This window comes from Bacillus sp. (in: firmicutes) (assembly GCF_031983925.1).
GTDB classification, from domain to species: Bacteria; Bacillota; Bacilli; order Bacillales; family Bacillaceae_G; genus Bacillus_A; species Bacillus_A pacificus.
Window position 1 is genome coordinate 140,618 of sequence record NZ_DALYZR010000009.1, and the last position, 22,887, is coordinate 163,504.

At 30.6% G+C, this 22,887-nt stretch carries 20 protein-coding genes and 1 pseudogene; 8 read left to right on the plus strand and 13 right to left on the minus strand.

Annotated features, from left to right (window positions below; all coding sequences use genetic code 11):
- Positions 1 to 705: 705 nt before the first annotated feature.
- From RTP99_RS21610 to RTP99_RS21620, 3 genes and pseudogenes are all read right to left on the minus strand, one after another.
- Positions 706 to 1,860: a Ger(x)C family spore germination protein gene (locus RTP99_RS21610; RefSeq protein WP_071713416.1), complete on the minus strand. Its 1,155-nt coding sequence runs from the start codon at positions 1,858 to 1,860 to the stop codon at positions 706 to 708.
- Complete coding sequence (locus RTP99_RS21615; RefSeq protein ID WP_000881732.1) at positions 1,857 to 2,552, minus strand: spore germination protein; 696 nt, start codon at positions 2,550 to 2,552, stop codon at positions 1,857 to 1,859. Before RTP99_RS21615 ends, RTP99_RS21610 begins: the two co-directional genes overlap by 4 nt.
- Positions 2,553 to 2,853: 301 nt before the next feature.
- A pseudogene (locus RTP99_RS21620) lies at positions 2,854 to 3,336 on the minus strand (sulfotransferase family 2 domain-containing protein); the annotation flags it as partial.
- 382 nt (positions 3,337 to 3,718) lie between these two features.
- Between RTP99_RS21620 and RTP99_RS21625 the strand changes: the two are divergent.
- Both RTP99_RS21625 and RTP99_RS21630 read left to right on the plus strand, forming a co-directional pair.
- Positions 3,719 to 4,762, plus strand: a complete 1,044-nt coding sequence (locus RTP99_RS21625; protein WP_001021543.1) for a tyrosine-type recombinase/integrase — start codon at positions 3,719 to 3,721, stop codon at positions 4,760 to 4,762.
- Positions 4,763 to 4,900: 138 nt separating this feature from the next.
- Positions 4,901 to 5,227 (plus strand): helix-turn-helix transcriptional regulator, encoded by a 327-nt coding sequence (locus tag RTP99_RS21630; RefSeq protein WP_000019024.1) that lies wholly within the window; start codon positions 4,901 to 4,903, stop codon positions 5,225 to 5,227.
- 591 nt (positions 5,228 to 5,818) lie between these two features.
- Here RTP99_RS21630 and RTP99_RS21635 read toward each other — a convergent pair.
- A complete protein-coding gene (locus RTP99_RS21635) occupies positions 5,819 to 6,097 on the minus strand; it encodes an AbrB/MazE/SpoVT family DNA-binding domain-containing protein (protein ID WP_000843061.1) in 279 nt (92 codons plus the stop codon).
- A 67-nt stretch (positions 6,098 to 6,164) separates the two neighbouring features.
- Positions 6,165 to 6,596 carry a hypothetical protein gene (locus tag RTP99_RS21640; protein WP_000894389.1) on the minus strand — a complete coding sequence of 144 codons (432 nt, stop codon included), beginning with the start codon at positions 6,594 to 6,596 and terminating at the stop codon, positions 6,165 to 6,167.
- 390 nt (positions 6,597 to 6,986) lie between these two features.
- On the opposite strand from RTP99_RS21640, the gene RTP99_RS21645 reads away from it, so the two are divergent.
- On the plus strand, positions 6,987 to 7,181 hold the full coding sequence (locus RTP99_RS21645; RefSeq protein ID WP_033672094.1) for a hypothetical protein: 195 nt from the start codon (positions 6,987 to 6,989) through the stop codon (positions 7,179 to 7,181).
- 224 nt (positions 7,182 to 7,405) lie between these two features.
- Here RTP99_RS21645 and RTP99_RS21650 read toward each other — a convergent pair whose 3' ends face one another.
- The 3 genes from RTP99_RS21650 to RTP99_RS21660 all read right to left on the minus strand — a co-directional run bounded on the left by RTP99_RS21650 (position 7,406) and on the right by RTP99_RS21660 (position 10,192).
- Positions 7,406 to 8,005: a YiiX/YebB-like N1pC/P60 family cysteine hydrolase gene (locus RTP99_RS21650; protein WP_001110289.1), complete on the minus strand. Its 600-nt coding sequence runs from the start codon at positions 8,003 to 8,005 to the stop codon at positions 7,406 to 7,408.
- Positions 8,006 to 8,709: 704 nt separating this feature from the next.
- The gene (locus RTP99_RS21655; protein ID WP_000376629.1) at positions 8,710 to 9,468 is read right to left on the minus strand and encodes a MerR family transcriptional regulator; all 759 of its coding nucleotides are present in this window, start codon (positions 9,466 to 9,468) and stop codon (positions 8,710 to 8,712) included.
- Between the two features lie 61 nt (positions 9,469 to 9,529).
- Positions 9,530 to 10,192, minus strand: a complete 663-nt coding sequence (locus RTP99_RS21660; protein WP_229132910.1) for a Fur family transcriptional regulator — start codon at positions 10,190 to 10,192, stop codon at positions 9,530 to 9,532.
- 353 nt (positions 10,193 to 10,545) lie between these two features.
- Between RTP99_RS21660 and RTP99_RS21665 the strand changes: the two genes are divergently transcribed.
- From RTP99_RS21665 to RTP99_RS21675, 3 genes are all read left to right on the plus strand, one after another.
- Positions 10,546 to 11,811, plus strand: coding sequence for a Y-family DNA polymerase (locus tag RTP99_RS21665; RefSeq protein WP_000272570.1), 1,266 nt, complete (start codon positions 10,546 to 10,548; stop codon positions 11,809 to 11,811).
- Complete coding sequence (locus RTP99_RS21670) at positions 11,808 to 12,149, plus strand: YolD-like family protein (protein WP_001057797.1); 342 nt, start codon at positions 11,808 to 11,810, stop codon at positions 12,147 to 12,149. The genes RTP99_RS21665 and RTP99_RS21670 overlap by 4 nt, the downstream gene beginning before the upstream one ends.
- A 175-nt stretch (positions 12,150 to 12,324) precedes the next feature.
- Complete coding sequence (locus tag RTP99_RS21675; RefSeq protein ID WP_000185060.1) at positions 12,325 to 13,914, plus strand: hypothetical protein; 1,590 nt, start codon at positions 12,325 to 12,327, stop codon at positions 13,912 to 13,914.
- A gap of 822 nt (positions 13,915 to 14,736) precedes the next feature.
- Here the strand turns inward: RTP99_RS21675 and RTP99_RS21680 are convergent.
- From RTP99_RS21680 to RTP99_RS21695, 4 genes are all read right to left on the minus strand, one after another.
- Positions 14,737 to 15,909 (minus strand): hypothetical protein, encoded by a 1,173-nt coding sequence (locus RTP99_RS21680; protein WP_001231516.1) that lies wholly within the window; start codon positions 15,907 to 15,909, stop codon positions 14,737 to 14,739.
- A 263-nt stretch (positions 15,910 to 16,172) separates the two neighbouring features.
- Complete coding sequence (locus RTP99_RS21685) at positions 16,173 to 17,309, minus strand: hypothetical protein (protein ID WP_000960106.1); 1,137 nt, start codon at positions 17,307 to 17,309, stop codon at positions 16,173 to 16,175.
- Complete coding sequence (locus RTP99_RS21690; RefSeq protein WP_001026031.1) at positions 17,293 to 18,660, minus strand: hypothetical protein; 1,368 nt, start codon at positions 18,658 to 18,660, stop codon at positions 17,293 to 17,295. The genes RTP99_RS21685 and RTP99_RS21690 overlap by 17 nt, the downstream gene beginning before the upstream one ends.
- The gene (locus RTP99_RS21695) at positions 18,657 to 19,166 is read right to left on the minus strand and encodes a hypothetical protein (RefSeq protein ID WP_000656864.1); all 510 of its coding nucleotides are present in this window, start codon (positions 19,164 to 19,166) and stop codon (positions 18,657 to 18,659) included. The genes RTP99_RS21690 and RTP99_RS21695 overlap by 4 nt, the downstream gene beginning before the upstream one ends.
- 856 nt (positions 19,167 to 20,022) lie before the next feature.
- On the opposite strand from RTP99_RS21695, the gene RTP99_RS21700 reads away from it, so the two are divergent.
- Both RTP99_RS21700 and RTP99_RS21705 read left to right on the plus strand, forming a co-directional pair.
- On the plus strand, positions 20,023 to 20,505 hold the full coding sequence (locus RTP99_RS21700) for a thioredoxin family protein (RefSeq protein ID WP_000725580.1): 483 nt from the start codon (positions 20,023 to 20,025) through the stop codon (positions 20,503 to 20,505).
- Positions 20,506 to 20,544: 39 nt separating this feature from the next.
- A complete protein-coding gene (locus RTP99_RS21705) occupies positions 20,545 to 21,690 on the plus strand; it encodes a DUF418 domain-containing protein (protein ID WP_001186861.1) in 1,146 nt (381 codons plus the stop codon).
- A gap of 610 nt (positions 21,691 to 22,300) precedes the next feature.
- Here the strand turns inward: RTP99_RS21705 and RTP99_RS21710 are convergent.
- Positions 22,301 to 22,887, minus strand: a 587-nt coding sequence (locus RTP99_RS21710) for a multimodular transpeptidase-transglycosylase / penicillin-binding protein 1A/1B (RefSeq protein ID WP_312367537.1), incomplete at its 5' end; no start/stop codon positions are given.

Here is a 22,887-nt window from a genome sequence, read left to right on the forward strand (position 1 = left end):
GCATAGAAGATGCACCTATACATCACTGGTTGAAGATGCCACAAAAAACAAGTTCCCAACATCTAAGTTTTTCATCTCTATACTCAAATGATTTCAATTATTTTTGCTTCTCAAGATTCATTATAGAACCTTTATTTTTTTGATTAACTTAACAATTAATCTTCATGTAATTAAAAAGATAGATTATTGATTTTTATGAAAGGAAAAGATGTTTATGACACTACATGGACGTTCAGAATATTTACTGAAAGAATGAATGAAAAAATTACACTGTAAGAATAAATTTAATTTTGTGTTTTTTGAAGACAGCAGATGCAACGGACCTGAAGGTAGCTGTTTTAAGATGGGTGGTGAATTCGAACTTTTATTACAAAGAGCAGCTAAATTAGATCCCTTGTTTATTATTCATGGAGGAGACAAGGTTTATACAGTAGAAAAGAAATATGTATAACACTAAACAAAATCATTATCCCTAAAAACAAAATATACGGATTAAATAATTATAAAGTAGACTATTTAGAAAAATAATTATATCTTACCCGGCTTAATCCTATTTTAGCAATGCATGCGCAACCTAATATAGGGGTAGCGTCAGGAAAATGCGGATTTACAACGTTAAGGAATTCAATATAAAAAAGCCTAATTTCTCGGTGTTGCAAGAGCTTAGGCCTTTTTAAAAAACTATAAATACCGTTTGAATTAATATTAGGATCCATCTTGGTACTTCAACTTTCCGGAGTTAACTAAATTAACTTTAACTTTTAAATTCTTTATACTGTGTTCATTTAAGTAAAACGAGTCTGTTTTTACTTCTTCTTTCCATTTTCTTGGATTCTGACGGTATAATGATTCACCTAATTTGTAGATATCTGCATTTATTTCTATTCCTTTTTCAAAGGATTTTAGAATTTCTAATTTGATAATATCTTCAGTTTTTGTAATCAACTCTTTATCACTAATTTCCTTGATCTTCTCATTTATTCCAGCTTGAACTTCAACTCGAATATTAAAAAGTATGGGCTTACTACTCATAATAGGGGAAGTTGTAATCTTAGGTTTCTCTATCACTACGGAAACAACAGCGCTATCATTCTCAATAATCCACACAGGAGATCGAACGTTTTTTTCATCCATCCATCTTAGACCGTTTAAATCAGTCTCAGAAAGCCATCCTTCTAGGCGATTATTCCTTACAAAGAACGCTCCATCATTTCTTAATAATGGTGCTTTTTTGGATTCTTCTTTCCAATTTTCTGTTGAAATTTTAAGTGATGGGATATAAGCAGTTTGCCCCATCGGATCACTATCTCTAATAAATTGATAAAATTGTTTAGGTTGTATGTAAGACCGTTGTTTATACCTTTCCTTTGGTTCATGGAGAATGGTAGACAACCCCGATAATGTAAAAAAGGCTTTTGTTTTAAGTATATCATCAATGGGTTCCTTTGTAGCGTATAAGAGAATATTATAGCGTATTTCTCGGTACCGATTAATAAAATCAATAGAGTCTTTAATATCTTGTCTGAGCAGTCTTTCGCTTAATATTATTGTAGATACATGTCCCCAAAAAAGTCTTTGTTGAGCATCCTTATATAATTGATTTAATGCTTCCGTAATGGTAAAACCTTCACCTCTTCCTATCCACACTGGTGGTTGTTTATCAGGTCTAGCCCCCTCTAACTTAGCAACGTTAGAAAAGTCAAGTAACTGAGCATAAGCTATATATTTTCCTTCTTTAAAATCTATACCAAGAGCTGCAACATAATAAATATCTTGAACTTCTTTAATATTCCAACATCCAGATAACATTGCACTAGTGATAAGCATCATAATTATTAGTTTTATTTTGTGCAGCTTCACTGTTTTCCTTCTCCTTCGTCCGTTTTAGAACTATCATTGGTTCGGAGATAATCAACTCTATGTCTATAACTTCTCCACGGTAAACGAAACAATCCCTTGAAAAAATCTGAACTAGATTTTGGGAAAACTAAAGCTAAGTAAGGGATTCCAAAGGAACGTAATCTTGAGATATAAAGAACGATTACGAATCCGGCAAGCATAAATCCATATAACCCCATCAAAATTGAACATAATAGTACAAACCCTCTGAGTATGGATACTGCTCCTGCTAATATTTGGTTTACTAAGGTATATCCCGCAATAGCAGATAAAGCAGTAATAACAATGACAGAAGGGGAGATAAAACCCGAACGGATTGCAGCATCCCCAATGATTAGTCCGCCTACCACTGAAAGGGTTTGACCAAGGGGGGAGGGTAATCTTTGACCGGCTTCACGGAACATCTCAAAAAGGAACAAAACAATTATAAGCTCAAGTGGTGCTGGAAATGGTAGACCTGATCTTGCAACAGTCACAGTCGCAAGAAGAGGGAAAGGAATTTGATCTTGGTGATAAGCAAGTAATGCCATCCAAAATCCGGGTAGGAAGACAGCTAAAAGAAATCCTATCCACCGATAAAAGCGTGCAAATGATACAGTTAGAAAATTAAAGTGGGAATCTTCTGCAGCTTTTATTAGGGGTACCGCCAGCATTTCGGAAAAAAACCACGCTAAGAGAATATATATAAGAAAAGAGCCAGAATTTACCCCGCTAAGAGTAAATCGGCTCTTTAATATATAAAGGATGCACAGAAAAACCTAGAGGGGTTCAGCCGAGATACTTGTAGAAATGGGTCATAATCATACATTATTTTACAAATACATCTTATCTTGAAGGTATATGGATTATATAAAGTTAAAAATATAGTGTTAAACCCAAAAAAACACCATAACAGTGTTCACGGTGTTTTCCATATTAAAAATAAGACTATTATTTAAGTACTCTGAAACTGATTCATATTGTAGAAATATCCATTTTAAGATAATGATACGCTTCAAAATCTTCATTAAATATATCTGTAACTAATTTTATAGCCTCCGTATCATAAAAGCTCTGATATGTCGGCAGCCGAGGGAAAGATGGATCTGTAATGTCAGCTTCAGCGTAGTTTCCCTTATGAATCATCTTAGGCGCCTGATGATGCCATGATCTCGTTAATGTGTCTAGTGGGATAGTCTGTAAGTTATATTTGTTTTCTATTTTTGAGATTTCATTAGAGAAATTCTCTAAATATATATAATTGGTTACAAACTCTTCTTCTCCTTGAATATATTGTTGTGAATAGTGTGGATTAAGATAGTCAGAATCTGCCCCATTCGCGTGAAGATAATGTAAAAAATGTTTAAATGATTTTTTCTTTTTGCATGTACTGTCGTTATAAATAAACTTTCTAATAGGTTCCCACTCTGGATTTTCTATACCTGGTGGAGCAATAAGGGGTCACCATACCCAAAAAAGAAAATTGTACATTTAGACAAAATTTAGACACATTTAAACTGATTCCTGTACGTTAAGGAACCGATTACTTAGTTTACTACTTTTTTTAAAGAATCAAATAGTGAAAATTTCGTGGAAATTTGCTTAACGTAAGTTTTATATCAACTATTACGTTGGAGTACAGCCAAGGTACGTGTATTATCTACTATGAAAATCAGGAATATTTAAAGTATTCTAAGAAGAAGAATTGAGTGATAAGCTACGTTAACTACTTGATATCTTAACTAAGTAAATTATGTATTTATTGTGGTATAATTAGAATCATAAAATTTTATAAAAATATATGTGTATCTTTTCATTCTATTAAAAGGTGTGTGTAAATTTGAATATTATAAATTACGAACATAATAATCAACTTGTAAAATCTAAATCGGATTTTTTTGATAGCAGTCATTTCGAAAAAATTATGGGTTTGGGTATCCGTAATATTGACTACTCCCAATTAAGTGAAGAATCATTAGTTTATTTATTTTTACATGATGAGCCTTCTTTAACGAAAAAAAGAAGTGAGCGAACTAAACAACAGTATCTGCACGATCTTTCTCATTTTCTTCGTTACATAAAAGAAACCATTGGAACCATCCAGGAGCTATCCCATAATGATATGGAAATCTACTTCTATCAACTAAGTAAGAAGTACGCGGCCACCACATTACGTCGAAAGAAAACAGTGGTTCAGCAGTTTTTAAAATATGTGTATGATAACAATGGACTCTCTGACAACTTTAGTAGTCGTCTCAAAAAAGTATCTGTAAAAAAAGAAGAGCTAGTCAATCGTGATCTCTTTCCAGAAGAAGTGAACGAAATTCTAGATACATTGAAGAAAACGAATTTCTTTATGTATTCCTTGTTTTTCCTTCTTACAACTACTGGACTCCGGATTGAGGAAGTTGCAAATGCAAAGTGGGCTGACCTTGCATTCCACCCTTCTTTAAATGTTTATCTCCTACGTGTAGTTGGTAAAGGAAATAAAACGAGAGAAGTTCGTATCTTTGAAGATGTACTTAACGATCTCTGTCGTCTTCGTCAATTACGAAAACAAACGAGTGAATTAGATGCCTCTAGTTCATCTGCCTTTCTACCTAAAGCGGATGGTTCTCATTATAGGGCCGACTACTTATCAAAATATGTAGCAGAAAAAATTGAAGAAACTAATTTACCATTTCTGCGTTACCGAAAAGATAGAATAACTCCTCATACCTGTAGACACTTCTTCGCCAATCATTTAATGGGAAAAGGAGTCGAACTTAAGAAAATACGTGACTATTTAGGACATGAGTCTATTATGACGACGGAACGTTATTTAAGAGAACGTACAAGACGTCAAAACTTGGCCACAATAGATATCGGAAATTCGTTATTTTAGTAAGTATATATATAATAGGAAGAAACTCGATTGATGTATCGTTTTCTTCCTATTTTTCTGCTCATAGAACTCTAAATATCTCTCTTTCATCATAACATTTACACTAACGTTATAAATCAGAAAGGAATAGGTAAAGATATGTCCCATTTAAGCAAACGACTTGCTGAATTGCGAAAAAAACGAGGATATACGCAAGCCGATATATCACATCGCCTAAACATCGCCCGTACTACTTATGCAAATTGGGAATATGGAAAAGCTGATCCTGATGCAGATTCGATAATGCGGATTGCAGAGCTACACAATATCTTCATAGATGAATTGTTCGGAAGAAATAATCCTCTAGAAAGTAAATTAGAATCTATTAAAGTAGCGTTAGCAGATATACCTGCTGAAAAGCAACAAGAAGCGCTGGATGTTCTTATTAATTATACATATTTCATTAAGAAGCACTTTCTATCATAAGGTAAAAAATAAGTTTGAAATTCATGAAAAGGTATGTGTTTGGATCATCTATCCATACCTTTTTGATATTTGTGAATGATAAACTCTACATAACGATCTAAATAATCTGAATTATTAAAATGAAATCCATCAGTAGCAACTAATATCTTATTTAATGCATCAAACTAATTATTCTAACAAACCTGTATAGTATAATTACATATTTATAATGCCAAAGATCTATTTCTTCTTTTGTCTGCATAGCTCATATTAACAATTAATTTTGTATTGCTCGGAAAAATAAACAGCCATACACTGCATTAACCCTAAAACAAGAACGTTTGTTCTTATTATATTCCCACTTAACTTAAATAATCAAGTCGTTTCATGAGAATACGTTCGTTTTCTAAAAGAAATTATGTATTTTTCTTGAATTTATATTCATATATATAGAATGTGTGATTATTTATGCTAAAATGAATGTGATATGAAATATTGCTAATATATTTGCCATTATAAAAGTAGTGTTTTTAGAATCATGTTGGTTTAAGACAAAGAAAAAGACATCTATAGAGATGTCTTTTTCTTTGTAATGTACTAAGAAGAATGTTGTTATTTAACCAATTGCTGTTGGATTTCCTTAATTAAAAGTTCCGCCCCTTCTGGACTAAGAACAATTTTATTATTTGCTAATGATATATTTTTTTCTGAAATATCACCAGTTATTGCACAAGCATCATAAGATTTATATTTTTGTAAAATAATCTTTTCATCTTCTACAAATATTTCTATAGGATCTTTTTCTGCAATTCCTAATGTTTTTCTTAACTCTTTCGGAAGAACAATTCGCCCTAATTTATCTACTTTTCTTGTAACACCTGTTGATTTCATGTTTAAATCCCCCCTTTATTTTTTATATTTCTAGCTACTATCTGCATGTAATACTACAATTATATATCTAAATTCCTTTGTCGCCTTTTATCTCATTTTCCCTTTCTTTAGCTTCTAAGCTAAATTTAGCGTAAGTCATTATTTTTTCTAGTTCATTTTTGGAAGCATTATAATCTTTAATATAACGTTCTTTTCTTCCAGGACTCATATATTTATTTTTTTTCATTTCGTTTATTGTTTCTATATTCATGACTTTTCGTTTTCCCTTTTTCTCATATAAAAGTTTTAGATGTATAGCTAGGCCTATACTCCAAAGAGTAAAACCAATAATGAAAGATTGTAATGGATGTGCTGAAAGAGAATGATCAATAATAATGAAATAGAGAAAATAAATAATTGAGATTGCAAACAAAAATGAATTATAGTATTTTTGTATATTTTTGTATTTATGTATTTTTATTTCGTGTTGTTTTTTTCTCATTTCAATAGTCTCTAACATGTATAAATTATCTCCTTTTAAATAGGACCAGGTGGTTATTTTTTATACTATCCCCTTTTAACACTAAATAGAAATAATAGTGAAGCCAAAGGGACTATTCCTTTGATATTGCTAGTGTTTGCGCCCCTTGTTTACTTATGTTTCACTAACAACAAATAACCTTATATATTGATTATATAATTAGAGTTAAAGACGAACAACAATAAACTTCATGAAGTTTATTGTTATTTAGTTAAATGGCTAGAAATTCAATAGTATTGCTATTATATATCTATAAATAAGTAAAAGGATGTTCAATATGACTATATGTAGCTACTTCCATTTTAATTGAAATTTCAACTATATAAAGTAACACTTTTAATATAAGTAAGGGAGCGATTACTGTTGAAAATGACAAAAGGAGATTCAATACTCCGTTTGCTGACAGAAATTAAATTAGAGCTGAAGGAAACAAAAGAAGCTATTGAAAAATTAGATGAGAGATTAGAGAAAATAGAAAAACAAACACTTTCTACAAATTCATTTAAACTTGCTCTAAATACTCGAAAAGAAAAAGATTGGAAATATCCTTCTAAGATGAAATGAATTAGATTGATATTTTTCATTTTAGAATATATAGAAACAAGTAGAACATCTAAATAGGTACCTTTAATCATTTAATATAGATATCGCAATATAAAGTACAATGAACATTGTTTTCTTTCTTACTACCACACGGAAATTGTCCCCTAGCTCATGCTAGGGCTTTTTCTAATAACCCAATATAACAAAAAAGACACTTACTTCCCATAAAGTAAGTGTCTTTTTTGTTATTCTATCTGCGCAATAGGAAGAACATGATGATCAGCAGCAATATGCTCAGGGAAGATAAATCCCTCTGAGTCAGTAAGAAACTCTACACCTATTTTTTTAAAACACTCATTTACAAACTCGGAACATATATATTCATTATTGTCTTCGTGTCTCCCTATTCCTAACCCTATCCGAGCAACAATTTGAGCAATTTCATTTTTATCGTATCCACTGTTTAATAAACTAAAGCCAACTTTAATAAGGTTTCTAATCATTTCACTATCATCGTTAACATTTTGCAATAATTCATGACGAGCAATAAATAATGAACCATTATATCTGTTGTTAGAGTTCTCATAGTTTTTTATATAATGCTCTAGCGGGACTATCCTGACTCCATCGTCCTCAACACTTTCCATAATAAGCGTATGTTCTCCCCATTTTACAATAATCCCCGTATGACTAAACATTGATTCAGAAACCTTTTTAATTAATTTACTCACCAAATAGTTACCTGAACATAAAAAAATATCTCCTGTTTTTAAAACATTGATTAAATTTTCATATTTATCAATTTTTATGTTATTAAATTTATCTGTTCCCATTACATAGTTCACAACCTCACCTATGGAAATTACTAAGAAGAGTTTCTTTAATCTATTATAAAGTTTATTATTTAAAATCAGTCATATTTTATTCGTTAATATCTCTAAAATTTTTGATTATCATATAGGCCTCACCATACCATTTCGGGAAAATTGTACGTTTAAACACAATTTGGACACATTTTAAGCGTTTCCTGTACGTTAAGAGACATCTGTCCAGAAAACCTTATGTTTATGGACAGACGATAAAACTCAATAATATCAATGCTTTCTAGCTATAATCGCGTTCATAAAGTGTGTATATAAATCAGTGTTCAATTAAACTTTGTATTTTATCTTTATGAACATATACTCATCTAAAAGAAACACTGTAATGACAAAGGTCTGTAGTCCTTAGCGTACAATTTTCCCGAAATGGTGTCGTGAGGCCTATAAGGGGAATTCCATATTGAAGGAATAATCCCTTTTAAAATCCATCGACGAAGCTCGCACGGTCTTTGCTGTATTTTGTCAGAATGGAAATTAATAGATTATATTATATGTTACCTTTATCAGTAATATATAAAAAGATTTATAAAAAGAACTCCTAATACACACAAGAGTCCTTTTTATAAATTATTCTTTTTCATTTCTTTTTCATTTCTTTTTCATTTCTTCTCACGTACTTTTTATCTTTCATTGAATATACAATTCTCATGTATTAAGAACTCAGTGAATTACACATCCGTCCCTAGCATTTTTTCAATACTTGCTAGTATTTCTTTTTTATCTACTATTAAAGGCAGCGAATACACAGCAGTATTTTCTAAATCTTCTCTTCTATATCGTATTAATGATTGTATCTTCACCTTTGGAATCCCTTGTTTCTCCAGGTATCGATACACCGATACTTTATATCGAAACTTTAAATTCAGATCATCTATACCATCTAATAAGTCTTTGAGACTATATAATCCCATAGGTAATTCGCTAACCGGAAACTCTTCAACAACTTTATTCATTAAATCTGTTTTCGAATATAGAAGACTTGTCTGCTGTAGCGCTATAGTTTCAAACATCTTTGTAGTAGTAGTTTTTTGTTCTTGTTTTTTAGCTAATCTCATCATTTTCTCCCTGGATGCGATGCTTAACTCGTCCAAGTAATACCGTTGCCGATCAACAAGCAAAACTGACTCTTTCAACAAGAATTGTTGAAACTCACTTCGCGAAAATAATTTACGTTTCGTGAACAGCTCCACATATTTACTACCCTCACAATGTGTAAATAAAGCCTTATTTGCTACAGAGTTAATATATACATGATAGATGCATGGCGCTATGTTCCTTTGTACATAGTCATAACTACAACTAAGATAATCAGCCATTTCTTCAATTGTTATATTAAAATCATCTTCTATCAATTCTAGGTATGAAGATGCTATCTCCTCCAACGAAAGCCCCTTACCAGGTATCTTAATTAAAAACTCACTATCCACTTATCTTCCACTCCCTTTAATAGTCATACACTACTTTAGAAAGAAGTTTGCTCATAACCATCTATATTGCGGGCTTAGGTGGAGTTTCCCTGAAAGTAATCCCTTTTTTAGTGATTGTACAATGGTATACATTTTCATTAACGGATTGTTTCTTACTAGCAGCAAATTTTATTTCTTCTCCAAATTCTTTCATACACATACCTAATGAAATATTAACATGTAATCTTTCTTCTAATCGGTTTCTTATTTCATCCATACACTCACCTAAAGGGACAAAATGTGGAGCTTTCAAGTCCTTTAATTTATAATTATTAATATTTCCAAATACATAAAGAAAAGGTTCATTTTTATCGTGATCAAAGCCCCCAATTAAATATGCAGCATTTACCTTAATTTCTTCTAATGGTTTCTTTTTAGAAAAGACCCTGCAAATGAAAGATTTCTTTTTGTGAAGTTCTTCCGCATATTCTTTTTTTCTGTTCATAAGCTCTTCTCGGAAAATAGACTGCGATTCTTCAACCAACTCTCCTAAACTTATATTTGGATTTTGTTGAAACACCTGCATCAGTCTCTTTTTAGATTTCACAGTTGCTTCAACATCACCTAATGCAGCTAAAACAATATGATCAGAAAGCTGAATGATTTTATTTGCCCACTCCTCTATAGAATGTGAAAATTCTTTTCCATTAAATATACTTCTCCTACGATCAGCAGAAATTTGCACATAGTTTTCAAAAATCCCTCCGATTATTACTGTCATTACTTCCTAATCCCCTTTCATTTCATTTAAGTATCACATTATATGTTTTCATCATACCAAATACAAACTATATATGTTAAGTATATAGGTAACATATATAAATTACCTTTCAAGATGACGTTAATTCAACTTAAAGATTCGATATTTCCCCAGGATACAATACCTTGTTTAGCAATTTGTTACAGCCATTAATTAATCGTGAAATTCCTTTCTATATTATAAACTTTTCTATTATATTTTAAATCCCTCTTCATAAAAGAACGTAGGTTCGTGTATAATAAGAACAGACGTTCTTTTATGAAGAGGGGGGAATCACAGTGTATGACTATTCAATCCTACCGAATAGAATCATCTTATGTGTGGATCTACGGAGTTTTTACGCTTCAGTTAGTTGCATCAAAATGGGATTAGATCCTATGCATACAAAATTGGCTGTAGTAGGTGATGTGAATAGAAATGGTTCAATCGTTCTAGCTGCAACCCCACCATTAAAAGCATTAGGTGTAAAGAAGATGGCAAGATTATACGAGATTCCTCGCAGAAAAGATATTCTTGTTGTAAATCCAATTATGAGTACTTACATTAAATGCTCCAATTACATAACAAAATTAGCTTTGCAATACGTTCCTATTGAGGATTTCCACCAATATTCCATTGATGAATTCTTCATGGATATTACGGACAGTATTCATTTATTTGCCCAAAATCCTTATGAATTCGCAATGAAATTTAAGCGTGAAATATACGATCATACACGAATTGAATGCACCATCGGAATTGCTCCTAACCCACTCATGAGTAAGGTTGCCCTAGACATTGAAGCTAAGAAGAACAAAGATGGAATTGCTTTTTGGCAGTACGAGGATATACCTACCAAACTATGGAGCATACGACCCCTTAATAAATTTTGGGGCATATCATATAAAACAGAAGAAAAGTTAAATAGAAAGGGAATATACTCTATTGGAGATTTAGCCAATTATCCCCTTAAATACTTAAAACAAAGTTTCGGCAAGATTGGAGAAGAATTACACTTACATAGCCACGGAATCGACTTTAGTCGCATTTCAGAAAAATATGTTCCTGCCACAACTTCTATTGGGAAAAGCCAAATTTTAATGCGTGACTACACAATAGAAGAATTTCCGATTATTCTACTGGAACATATAGAAGAAGTTTGTTATCGGCTTAGAAGACAAAATAAGCTTGCTAAAACCGTTCATTTTTCTGTCGGTTATAGCAAAAGTTATACCGGTGGCATTAGAAAAACGCATACTTTAAACCGCCCAACAAATCTAACAATGGATATTTATAATATCTGTACATACTTTTTGCATCAACAATATACTGGCGAACCTATTCGCAGCATAAACGTATCCTTAACAAACTTACTTCAAGAAGGAGAAGAACAAATTTCTCTTTTCGATAACGTACCAAAGAGAGAACAAGAAGTGAGGTTAACAAAAGTAATGGATGAAATACGCACAAGATTTGGGAAGAACAGTATTTTACGAGGGATTTCCTACACGCATAGCGCTACAGCTAGACATAGAAACACATTAATAGGGGGACATAGATCGTGAATAACGCTAATATGCCAAAAGGAAGAGGTATGGTCAAATGGTCTCCGTTCGCAGCAATGCCTGAACAATTTGCTGGTATCCGTGAAATCATTAAAGAGAAAAACAAAGTGACTCGGCCGATCTTAACCGCTGAAGAAAAAGAACTGATCGAGAACATATTATTATGTTCCTTATTATCTGAAGAAGAAATACTAATTACATATTATGAAGATGGTTATTTACTCTCTAGCTATATGAATGTTGTTGGTATCGACCAGCAACATAGCGCTATCACATGTACAGATGCTTTTTATAACAAGATAAACCTGCAATTTTCTAATATAATAGATGTAAAATAGAATCAATTACTACACTCACGTTTGGATCATTAATCAATAACAAAGAATCATCTTACCCTTAAATGCCCTGGAAGATGTAAGATACTCAACTATCACTGATCTCTTGTCAATAGGGACAAAGATTAGCGTCGAAATCACGTTCACAATAAAAAATCGTAAAGGGACTGCACAAATAATGACAAATTCAGAAGTTAGAACAAAATTAACACATGAAGAAACAATTAAATTCCTTAAAGATTTAATGGATAAAGATATACAAATAACTCAAAGATACTTACAAGAAAATGGATATCATAGTTATTTGAACTACATTTCAAGATATATGGGAGGTTTAACAAAAGTAAAAAAAGAAATTGGATATGTGAAAAAATCAACTAAATTACACAATGATAATGAAATTTATACACTATTAAAAAAATTAGACTCAGAAGGAATAAACATAACTTCTCGTTATCTAATTAAAAATTACAAAACACAATATGGCCACATTAGAAATAACATGGACGGCTTAACAGAAACATTAAAACAATTAGGGATAAAAACAGTAGTGAAAAGGGAAGGAATTAAAAGAACAAAAAGAAAATGGACTAAAGAAGAAGTTATTACAGAAATGAAAAAATTCATTGATAGTGGTGAAAAATTAAATTCTACAAATATAATAAATAAAAACAGTAGTTTGTATCATGCATGTGTAAATATTTTCGGTTCATATAAAAATACAATTGAATATTTGGGTATTAATTATAACTATATATCACAAGTTAAAAAACTCACTCCCGTAGACATACAAAACGAGTTAAGAAATCTATACGAAAAGGGTGAAGATATATCATCTCAAAACATGCAACAAAAATATAGAAATTTGCATGCAAGTTGCCAACGCGTTTTTGGTTCTTATAAAATTGCTATCGAATCAATAAATTTAAACTATGATGATATTAGAAAAACAAAAACATGGTCAAAAGAAAAAATTTTAAATGAAATTAAATCACTAAACGATAAAGGTGAAGATTTAACCTCCAAATACGTTTCCGAAAAATACAATGAATTACATCACGCATGTAAATGGTATTTTAATTCTTATGAAGAAGCGGTTAAACAGGCTGGAATTGACTACTACAATATTACAAAAAGAAAAGTATGGTCTAAAGAAAAAGTGAAAAATAAATTATTAGACCTTCATAATGAAGGAATCAGTTTAACGCCTATGTATTTAATTAACAATCATAGTGAAGTATATAAATCTTGTGTGAATTATTTTGGTTCATACTATAACGCTTTAAATGAATTTGGTATAGATTATACATCAATCATTATGGACAACCCACTTGAAAGAAGCAAAGGTCTAATACTAGAAAAGATTATAGAAAAAGTTTTTGATTGTTTATCAGTTACCTATATAACACAAGAAAGAACACATATAAGTGATGATGTTTGGATTATACCAGACTTTAAAATAACCAAAATGGACATGAACTTACACAACTTATTTAAGTCATCACCTAATCAAAAATTATGGATAGATTCAAAATTATCCTATTGGACATGTTTTACATCAAACACACATAACAAATACAAAGACCATTGCGAAAAGTTAGTCTTTATCTATTTAAGAGGACATGAAAAACCAGAATACATTAACGATAAAATGACAAACATATGTATATTTGAACTCTTACCATATATAAAAGATGAGGAAAAACGCCACGAAATCAACATTGAATTACTAAAATTGCTAGAAGACAACCCAAAGGAGAATAACTAAAGTAACAAAAAAATTATTTATATTTAAACTAATGTACGAAAAGGAAAATAATTTCTCACACAATAACAAAAAGTAAAAAAACAAAAACGTATTACTCGAAAAAGGTATTGATTTAGAGTTGATTAATTAAACTGTAGCATCCATAGAGGATGCTTTCTTTCTTTGCTATATAAAATTTATATAATAAATGAGAAATTAACTAAGCACACAATTGAATACTGTAACTATCATATTCAAAGCTAAAATATTTAAAACAAACGTTTGTATAATTTCCCTATACCTAATTTCATTATCGCATAAATGAAAAAAGATAAGACATTTACATCTATTCAAGAATTATAGTTAGTTATAACATAGAACTCATTTTCTTATAGTTAATTACTCTTGAATATTATTATATGTTTTTCTATAAGAATCCTACATTCTTCTCTATTTACATATGTATACACTTTTGTTGATTTATTATAATATCAACTTTGATTTAAAACTGTTTATATAAAATCAATAAATGAGATTTTTAGAGGAAGGGCGGACCTTTACTTATTAATTCACATAATTTTCAAACATTAAAACCCAGGATGTTAATATTTGTTATATAATGGAATCAAGCTGTAATCAATATGGTTTCCCCGTTATGAATAATGAGATAATTTATGTGTCCCGTGTATTCGCTTTAAAGCAAAAAGAACTTGTAGTGATTTCTACAAGTCCTTTTTTTATTTTTAAATTCAAATCAATGAAAATCCAAGATAGGTCCCCTCATTTGGCCCTTAACTAGAAAAAACATCTATTAATCCTACTAGTTGATTTTCTAAACACATGCTATTTATCAATTAACAAATTAATTGGGAACAAATTTCTTAAAACAGGGATACTCTGGATAGTTTTATCTAGTTCCTTCAAGCTTTCCTTCCTCTCATTAGGAGATACCTGCAAACCACCAACTAAACTTTTCCCTTTAAATATAATAGTATCTGTTTTTCCTTGTTTCAATTCAATTAATTGATATTCATTTTTTGACATCATATAGTGATTATTATTTATTGTAAGAGGGGATGCGAGCATTCTATTTTTATCTTTATCTAACATAACAAACTCTTTCCCGTGATATTGTACAATTGTATAATCTTCTTTTTTCTCAGCCTTTGTATATCCATATTGAAAGAAAATCCATGATGAACCTATACCAATTATAATGATTATAATCCCTTTTATTCCCCAGTTACATTGCTTCCAAATATAAGCTAATGGGTTTCTTCTATAAATAGCAACAATCCCTCTTAAACATAGCTTTAAAAGTCCATTCTTAATTATTCCTGACTTCAATTTTTTTAGGGAAAGTACAATAAATAAAAATAGTAACATTACAAGTAAAATGATAAAAAGTGCCCATACTCTAGTACTTAATAGATTAGCTACATTAAAATTATATGAATCCTTTAATACTAAAAATGGTAGATAGCTAAGGACTAGCATAAGAAAAATTCCATTTGTAATTGCATTTATAGGAGCAAACTCTTTCCTATCATAGATAGTTCCTATCACTTCCTTAAAACTACCAACTTTATTTAAATCTGTTTCAATAATTGAACTTGAAAACTCACCTATTTTCGAATAAAATTTTTCTAATTTTACTCTTATAAAAGTTTCTTTTTTAGGAGTGCTTTGCCTTGCATCCAGTATGTTTATTATAAAACTTGCGCACCAAATTAATACTCTTGAAATAAAATATAAAATACATATCCTGAGTATCAAAGAAGAAACATCATATACAGAACTAACAATTAAAGATACATCTAGATCACTTAAACTAATATCATCTATACCATAGTAATCTCTAATCCCCTTTTGAAAAGAATAAGAGAAAAAGTAGATGGCTCCTGTAAGAATTGTGATAATCCACGCAGTATCTTGTAAATAAGATGATCTATCCTTTTGTATTTGCGTATCTTCTTTTTCCATTTGATAATTTTTTCTTTTTATTCTCTTTCTCACCAATACACACCCTATCTAACTAATTCTTTTAAACACTTCTAATACCCAATAGCAACTTTACAATATATCTCTATCTTTTAATAACATTCTATCATTAGTTTTACTGTAGCAATAAAAGTTTCTGTAAAACCCTGTGCTTAGAATAAAAAGAGCAGATATCTAGCATCTACTCTTTTTTATAGGGATATCGCTATCAAGCTAACAAAACAAAACAAAACAAAAAATAAACATTTAGCATTCGGTGTTGTTTTACGGGATACCAATTAGATATTAAACATTTTCTTAAGTAATGTTTTTTTATAGAAGCTCCAACTAAATGTATTAATCCTTACGCTAGGCACTACAACAGTAGTAATAGTTAAAATGAAGGTGATTATATATAGTAAGGCCAATCCCCAAAAAACTAATTTATTTTCTGTAATTTGTTTAATGAAAGATATATTCAAAGAATTTGCCAAGAAGATTAAACCATTGATTGGAACCAAGATTATTGAAAGTAATTGTGCCACTTTTCTAGAATTATCGATAACCTTTAGTTTATTAATATTACGTATATTATTAAACTCATTAACCTTTTCTATTAGCTTCTCCTTTAAAGTAATGATGATATTCTCAACATCAGTGTTATGTACCAAAATATTCTCTTGGTCATATGTTATAAACTTTATTTTATTTTCTATCTTTATTACAGCAATCCTAAATTGCCCTTTTTTTACAAAATACACATCAAATTCTTCTGTTTTAACGGTTTCATAAAGAATTTGAGTATCTGAAACATGTTCTAGTATGTCTAGATTTAACTCTTTAAAATATTCCTTTATGGTAACGTAGTATATCTGATTAATATCTTCAGGGTCTAAACCGCTAAAAAAGTTAAAGCTTATTTGACGCTCAATATTTAATTTTTTTAATTTATTGGAGATAACAAATGAAAAAATATTTAAAGCATTATCATCGTTAATTAAAATAAACCAATGTAAATAGTACTCTAAAGTAGGAAGATAGCAAAAATGAATCGTTTGAACATCATTATCTAAAGTAGAATTAGGATCAAAGTTAACCTGTAACTCAGTGTTTATTTCATCATCTTGAGATACCATAATTAAGTTCTTTTTCTCATCATATAAGATATCATATTTATACCCTTGACTCACTAACCTTCTACTTAATATTTCTACAAAGAAATTACACCATTTCGTTATATTAAGGATTACTATTTCATTTCTAATTGTTATAAATCCTTGTAATTCAAGTTTTTCTAAATATTGGATATTTTTGTCATCTTGCTGAAATTTCAATTTATAGTCTGTTAAAGAAAAAACAATATTATTACTATTTTTCTGTAACTTATAAGAAGAAGCTATACGAGAAAGAATTTCGTATTCATAGCCCACTAGCATAATTAATCACCTGCGTTGTTGGTATTGCTGTATCTAATCTTTCCAATAAACTTTCAATATTATTCCCATTATCAGCACCTAATTTAATAAGAAAATTTAAAATCTGAGTTATTTCTTCCTTTGCAAGACTACTTATTTTGCTAAGATAAACTAAGATTTTTTCATCTAACTTATAAGTATTTTCATCAAAAGGAATAATTTTCTTCTCAAGTAAGCAGTAAAAAAAAGTATTTTGTAACAGTTTTACTATAACTTGAGTTTCATCTTTAAATGCTGTTTCAAACACTTCTCCGATTTCTTTTTTTGCTGTTGCAATTACAGCTTCCCGTTGAGGAATCGTTCCAACTGATAATCGTCTTCGAGCAAGATTTTTCATTTCTTCTTCATAAGTGTGATTTAGATAATCGTATCGGAGTAATACAGAGATTTCACTTATAAATTTATCTATATCTATAACTTGAAGGTTTTTTAATCGAGACATTATCTTACCTTCAGATCCATCTAAAATTAAACTAATCTCTTCACCCCTATTTAGTTTAACCACAGAAATGGGATAATTATCATACAAATACTTTATATCATCATGACATAGAGCATCCAAGAAACTCATTGGGTGCTTAACATCAACACTAAACTTCATTATTCCATTATCAAATCTATAGCGTGAAGGCATACTTTCATTATTAATAACTAGTAATCGCCTTAAAGTATGATCACTAAAATTATAAGGTTTAATTGGACTCCCCTGTTGGCTAGCTGCAATTCTTCTGTGAATTTCTGCAATAAATTCATTTTTTTCACCATCAGTATGAGTATATCCTGAGAAATTTGTCTGCAGAATTATATCTCTTTGAGGGTAAATTCTTAATTCAGTATGTGTTTTTTGTGATATTTTGTGATTCATGTAAGTTGTAATTTTATCAGTAGTCAATCTTATATTAATAATATCTTCTTTTGTCGTTAGGAGCGAAAATAGGTTCACATTAACATGATCTATACCTTCAAAATCTAAATCCTTTAATAAATTGTATATATTATTAATTTCAATCTTATTTATTGGAAAATAATAAAGTAGTCCATTGAAGTCACTTTTGGGAACAGAAATAATTTCGAAATATTGACTAATCTTAGCTACTAGCTCCTGTTCTTTTTCCTCTTCTTTTAAGTCAAGATATGTTTTATATAAAAACCAGTCATATTCATCTTTGCTAGCGGGTAATGTAGTTATTAATCTTTCACTAAGGCACCAATTAATAATTTCATAAGTGATTTCTGTAGATAGTTCACATATTTTCTCCCAAATACTAAATCCATCTCGAGTGAAGAAAAGTTTTTGTTCTCTTATATTCATTTTTCTAGACTACCTTCATCTTCAGATTCTGTTCCTTCATTTTCCATAATTAAATAATCCATTGCTCTAGTAATAGACGTAGTATGACTTTTACTCTGAAGCACTTCTAGCACTTTTTCAATTTCCTGAATTGAAATATTTAAAGCATCAGCTCTACCTAGCATTTTTGATATTGCCTCATCTACGTGTGCTACATTCAAAGTTTTTTTCTTTTGTTCTTTTAAGATACTATTTATTTCATACATCAAAATCACAGAAAGAAACTTTACTGAATCATGATATCTTTGAAATCCTTCCTTAGATATTCGTAAATCCAATCCATCTGAGAAAGCAACATCCCTTATTAATTCTCTTATTCTGCTTTTATACAATAAGGATTTATTTTCATCTACTAAAACTTCCTCATCGCCTAATATTTCTTCAGTATCATCACCTGAATTAGTTGTCTCATTTTCCCCAGAATTAGTCTGTTGATCCTTTAGAAACCTTTCTAACTCCTCTTTCATATAATCCCCTCCTATAATTCGTCATATATATTTTACCATATATAACCTGTGCAACTACTAGTTACCTGAGATTATCCTCTAATCTTATTATTTCAATCTAGTTGTGTAGTTCCTTAAATATAGCTAATATCACACATTAGAGGTATTTCCCTAATTATTTGCACTCTAGCAATAATATTGAAGAAGGTAGAATATTTTAAAAAGAACTATTTTAAAATTACTTACAAGAATACATCCACATTTAAAGATTACAAAGAAAAAATGAGTTTTACAAAACATACAAAATGTTAAACTCATAAAGCCCAGTAATATCGGTACCTATACATGATATTACTGCGCTTTTATTTGGATATTCAACGGCGTGTTTTACAAATTATATAAATACCTAAACTTAGTTTTACTTTTTACATATGAACATCTTAAAAAAACACTTCAAAAGGTACACCTTTAGATATAGTATATTCTTTGCAGCTTAAACTACTTCAAAAGGTATCAAAATATACTTAAGACACACTGCATAAGTACATACACTTTTTGAGATGTGTTTGTTGAATGATTTTATGCTTATTGGAGGAGGATAGTGTCCCAATCAGTTGGATACACCACAGAGCCACCTTTGTTGTAGTGTTTATTGTTTTTGATATATAATCTGGTACATGAAATTTTACAATTAAGTTATCCTTTAGTTTTTCTTTTGAAATTCTTATAGCATTCTATATGAATCTTATGTTATTATAAAGATAGAAAATTTGTTTCCAATGTTTATACTCTATTGTACGTAGCGTGAAGGACAAACCTTACGCCCTGTTAACTCGGGCGAGGTTTGTCCTTTTTTTACTTTAAGGAGGAATTTACTATGAAAAAAATCTACAAAATCGGAGCAGTTATAACAACTTTATGTGTTATTGGTATCACGATCTTTACTTTAACTAAAAATGAATCAGTCAAAACAGAAATAGTAACACCTGAAAAAACAATTGTATCTGCTGCAGATGTAAAAGGATCACCTGAAAATATAAAAGATATTTCAAAAGAAGAATTAAAGCAAAAAATACAATCCCATAAAGAGTTCATTGCGTATTACTATCAACCAACCTGTCATTATTGTAAAAAGGCTGCACCAGATATCAATCGTATGTCAAAAAAGCATGATAGAACTATCTATCGTATTGATATCTCTACCCCAGAAAATCAAAGTGCCTTTCAAGAGTTCGACATTCCAGGTACTCCAGTTATTGTAGCTTATAACAGAGGTGAAGAAGTTGAACGTTTAGAAGGAGCTGTGTCAGCTGCTACCTATGATGGATTCTTTGCAAGACGTAATTCGAGTGCTAGCTAGTATAGTGCTCGTTTTTCTTTGTACGAAAGGAGAATTAATGTGCAACAAAACGCCCGTATTCAATCTTTAGACATAATAAGAGGTATCGCCATACTTTGTATCCTTTTTGCGAATCTACCTACTATGACGGGACTAGATCCCTTTAATCAGGCAGGTTACTCCGGCACAGATAAAGCGATTCGTTTTTTAGTAGATTTGTTTATACAAGCAAAGTTCTATACTATTTTCGCATTCTTATTTGGCGTAGGGTTTTATATCTTTATGAAAAATACAGAAGCAAAAGGATACCCCATGTATAAGTTGTTTATTCGCAGACTGTGTATTTTATTAGCCTTCGGTTTACTTCACTTCACCTTTCTATGGTATGGAGATATTCTACATGCGTATGCTATAGCAGGAGTTATTCTATTGTTCTTTTATAAGCGCTCTACTAAGCTTATTTTTATAGCTGGTTGTAGTTTCCTAACGGTTAGTTATGTATTACATATTATTGTATTTTTACAAGCAAGTTCTTCTATTCTTGAAGTGCCAACTTACTATCAATATATGTTTACAGGCAACACTACCAACCACACGGTAAATCTATTTACACATTATTTATATCAAGTAAAAGCACGTTTGTTTTTTCTGATGATAGAGGAACCCCAACAACTACTAATAGGAATTCCTGAATATATAGGCTTATTTTTAATCGGCTTATGGGCTGGTAAGAAAGATATTTTTAAAAGGATACCGGGGGTAATAAAGAAAATTAAATTTTTACAGTGGAGTTCGTTATGCATTTCATGTCTTCTCTCTTGTCCTATTATCTACTATTTTATAAAAATGGATGTCTATTACTCTAAGGATATACAAATATGGATTTTATTTGGAGGGAAAACGCTAGCTATATTCTATATTTGTACCCTACTTAGAGTGTGTGAGAATAAAAAATATATAGAGTGGCTGCAACCCTTTATGAACATAGGCAAGTATGCTTTAACGAATTACATTAGCCAAAGTATACTAACTCTTGTCATTCTTTCGTTGTACTTTAAAGATGTCTCACAGGTATATTACTGGCAACTATGTATCTTCGGGATTTTAATTATCTTTGCGCAAATTATATTCAGCAAAATTTGGAGTAAATATTTCCGCTATGGTCCCATTGAATGGATATGGAGAAAAGGAATTTACAAAAAATAACCTATTTTTCACCAGTTTCATGCAATTAACCGAAAAAAATGATAAAATATTATATGAAAGATTAAAGATATATTTGTGATTGTAAAATGATGTTATTAAAATTAAAGTGGTTCAAGTCAGAGGAAGACACCTTAAGGTGTCTTTTCCTTTGTATATAAAAAATCCTAGCCATCCTATGGAAATGGCCAGGATTTTTTATGGACTACATATTATCCGATTCATCAGTTTTATTATAAACACATTTAGCTTCTCGAAAATGCTACCAGTTATCCATACCCCAACATCATGGGAAAGAATGATCGTTCCGTATGTTTGGATTTCCAGGTAATGTCGTTTACAACTTCTTTTGCTTCTTCCTGAGTTTCGTTTTTTGGGGAACAAACATTTTTTTAGTTGATGGCGATGTGATGGGAGCCCAGAATGAAATAGTATAATTTAGTTATAAGGCTCTCACATCAATTGTGAGAGCTTTTTCTATTATTAGGTACAAACTTACACTAGTAGAGTTATAGAAACGCTTATACTCATAAGATATTTGTAATTTGGAGTATCGCCATCAAACTACAACAGCAACTAATCATCCTCAAAAATAACTCATTTTCTGTCAAAGTTACCATTTTATTTTAGTTGGATTCAATTTATCAATGTATCCACGTGCTAACTTTTTTTCATTACTGTCAAAGATACCAATATCACCACTAAAATTCTCCCAATATTCTCCTAAATAGTCTTTGCTAGGTGAGTGTAAATCAACATATAATCCCATCGTTCCAAAACTTGCTACTTGTCGTGCTAATGAATCGCCTACTTCTTTTGCTTGTTCTTTCGTTGTTCCGGCTGGCATAATGGCAACAATTCTTGTTAAACTATCTTTCGCTTCAATGTGGATATCTTGCACTGGTGTCGTATATTGGATTCCATCTTTTATTGTTTGAACTCCTAATTGTGATAACTTGACATCTTTATTACGCGCCCCCTGACCTTGCGCCAGCTTCAATTGTTCTGCTTTTTCTTGTGCTTGCACTTCATTTAACCCGCTATCTTTCGCTTGTTCTGCTTCTTGCTGTTTCTTGGTCTCTTCTTCTTTCTCTTTTTCTTCTACTTCTTGTTGTTTCTTAGCTTCTTCCTGTTTCTTCTTTTCCTCTACTTCTTGTTGTTTCTTAGCTTCTTCCTGTTTCTTCTTTTCCTCTACTTCTT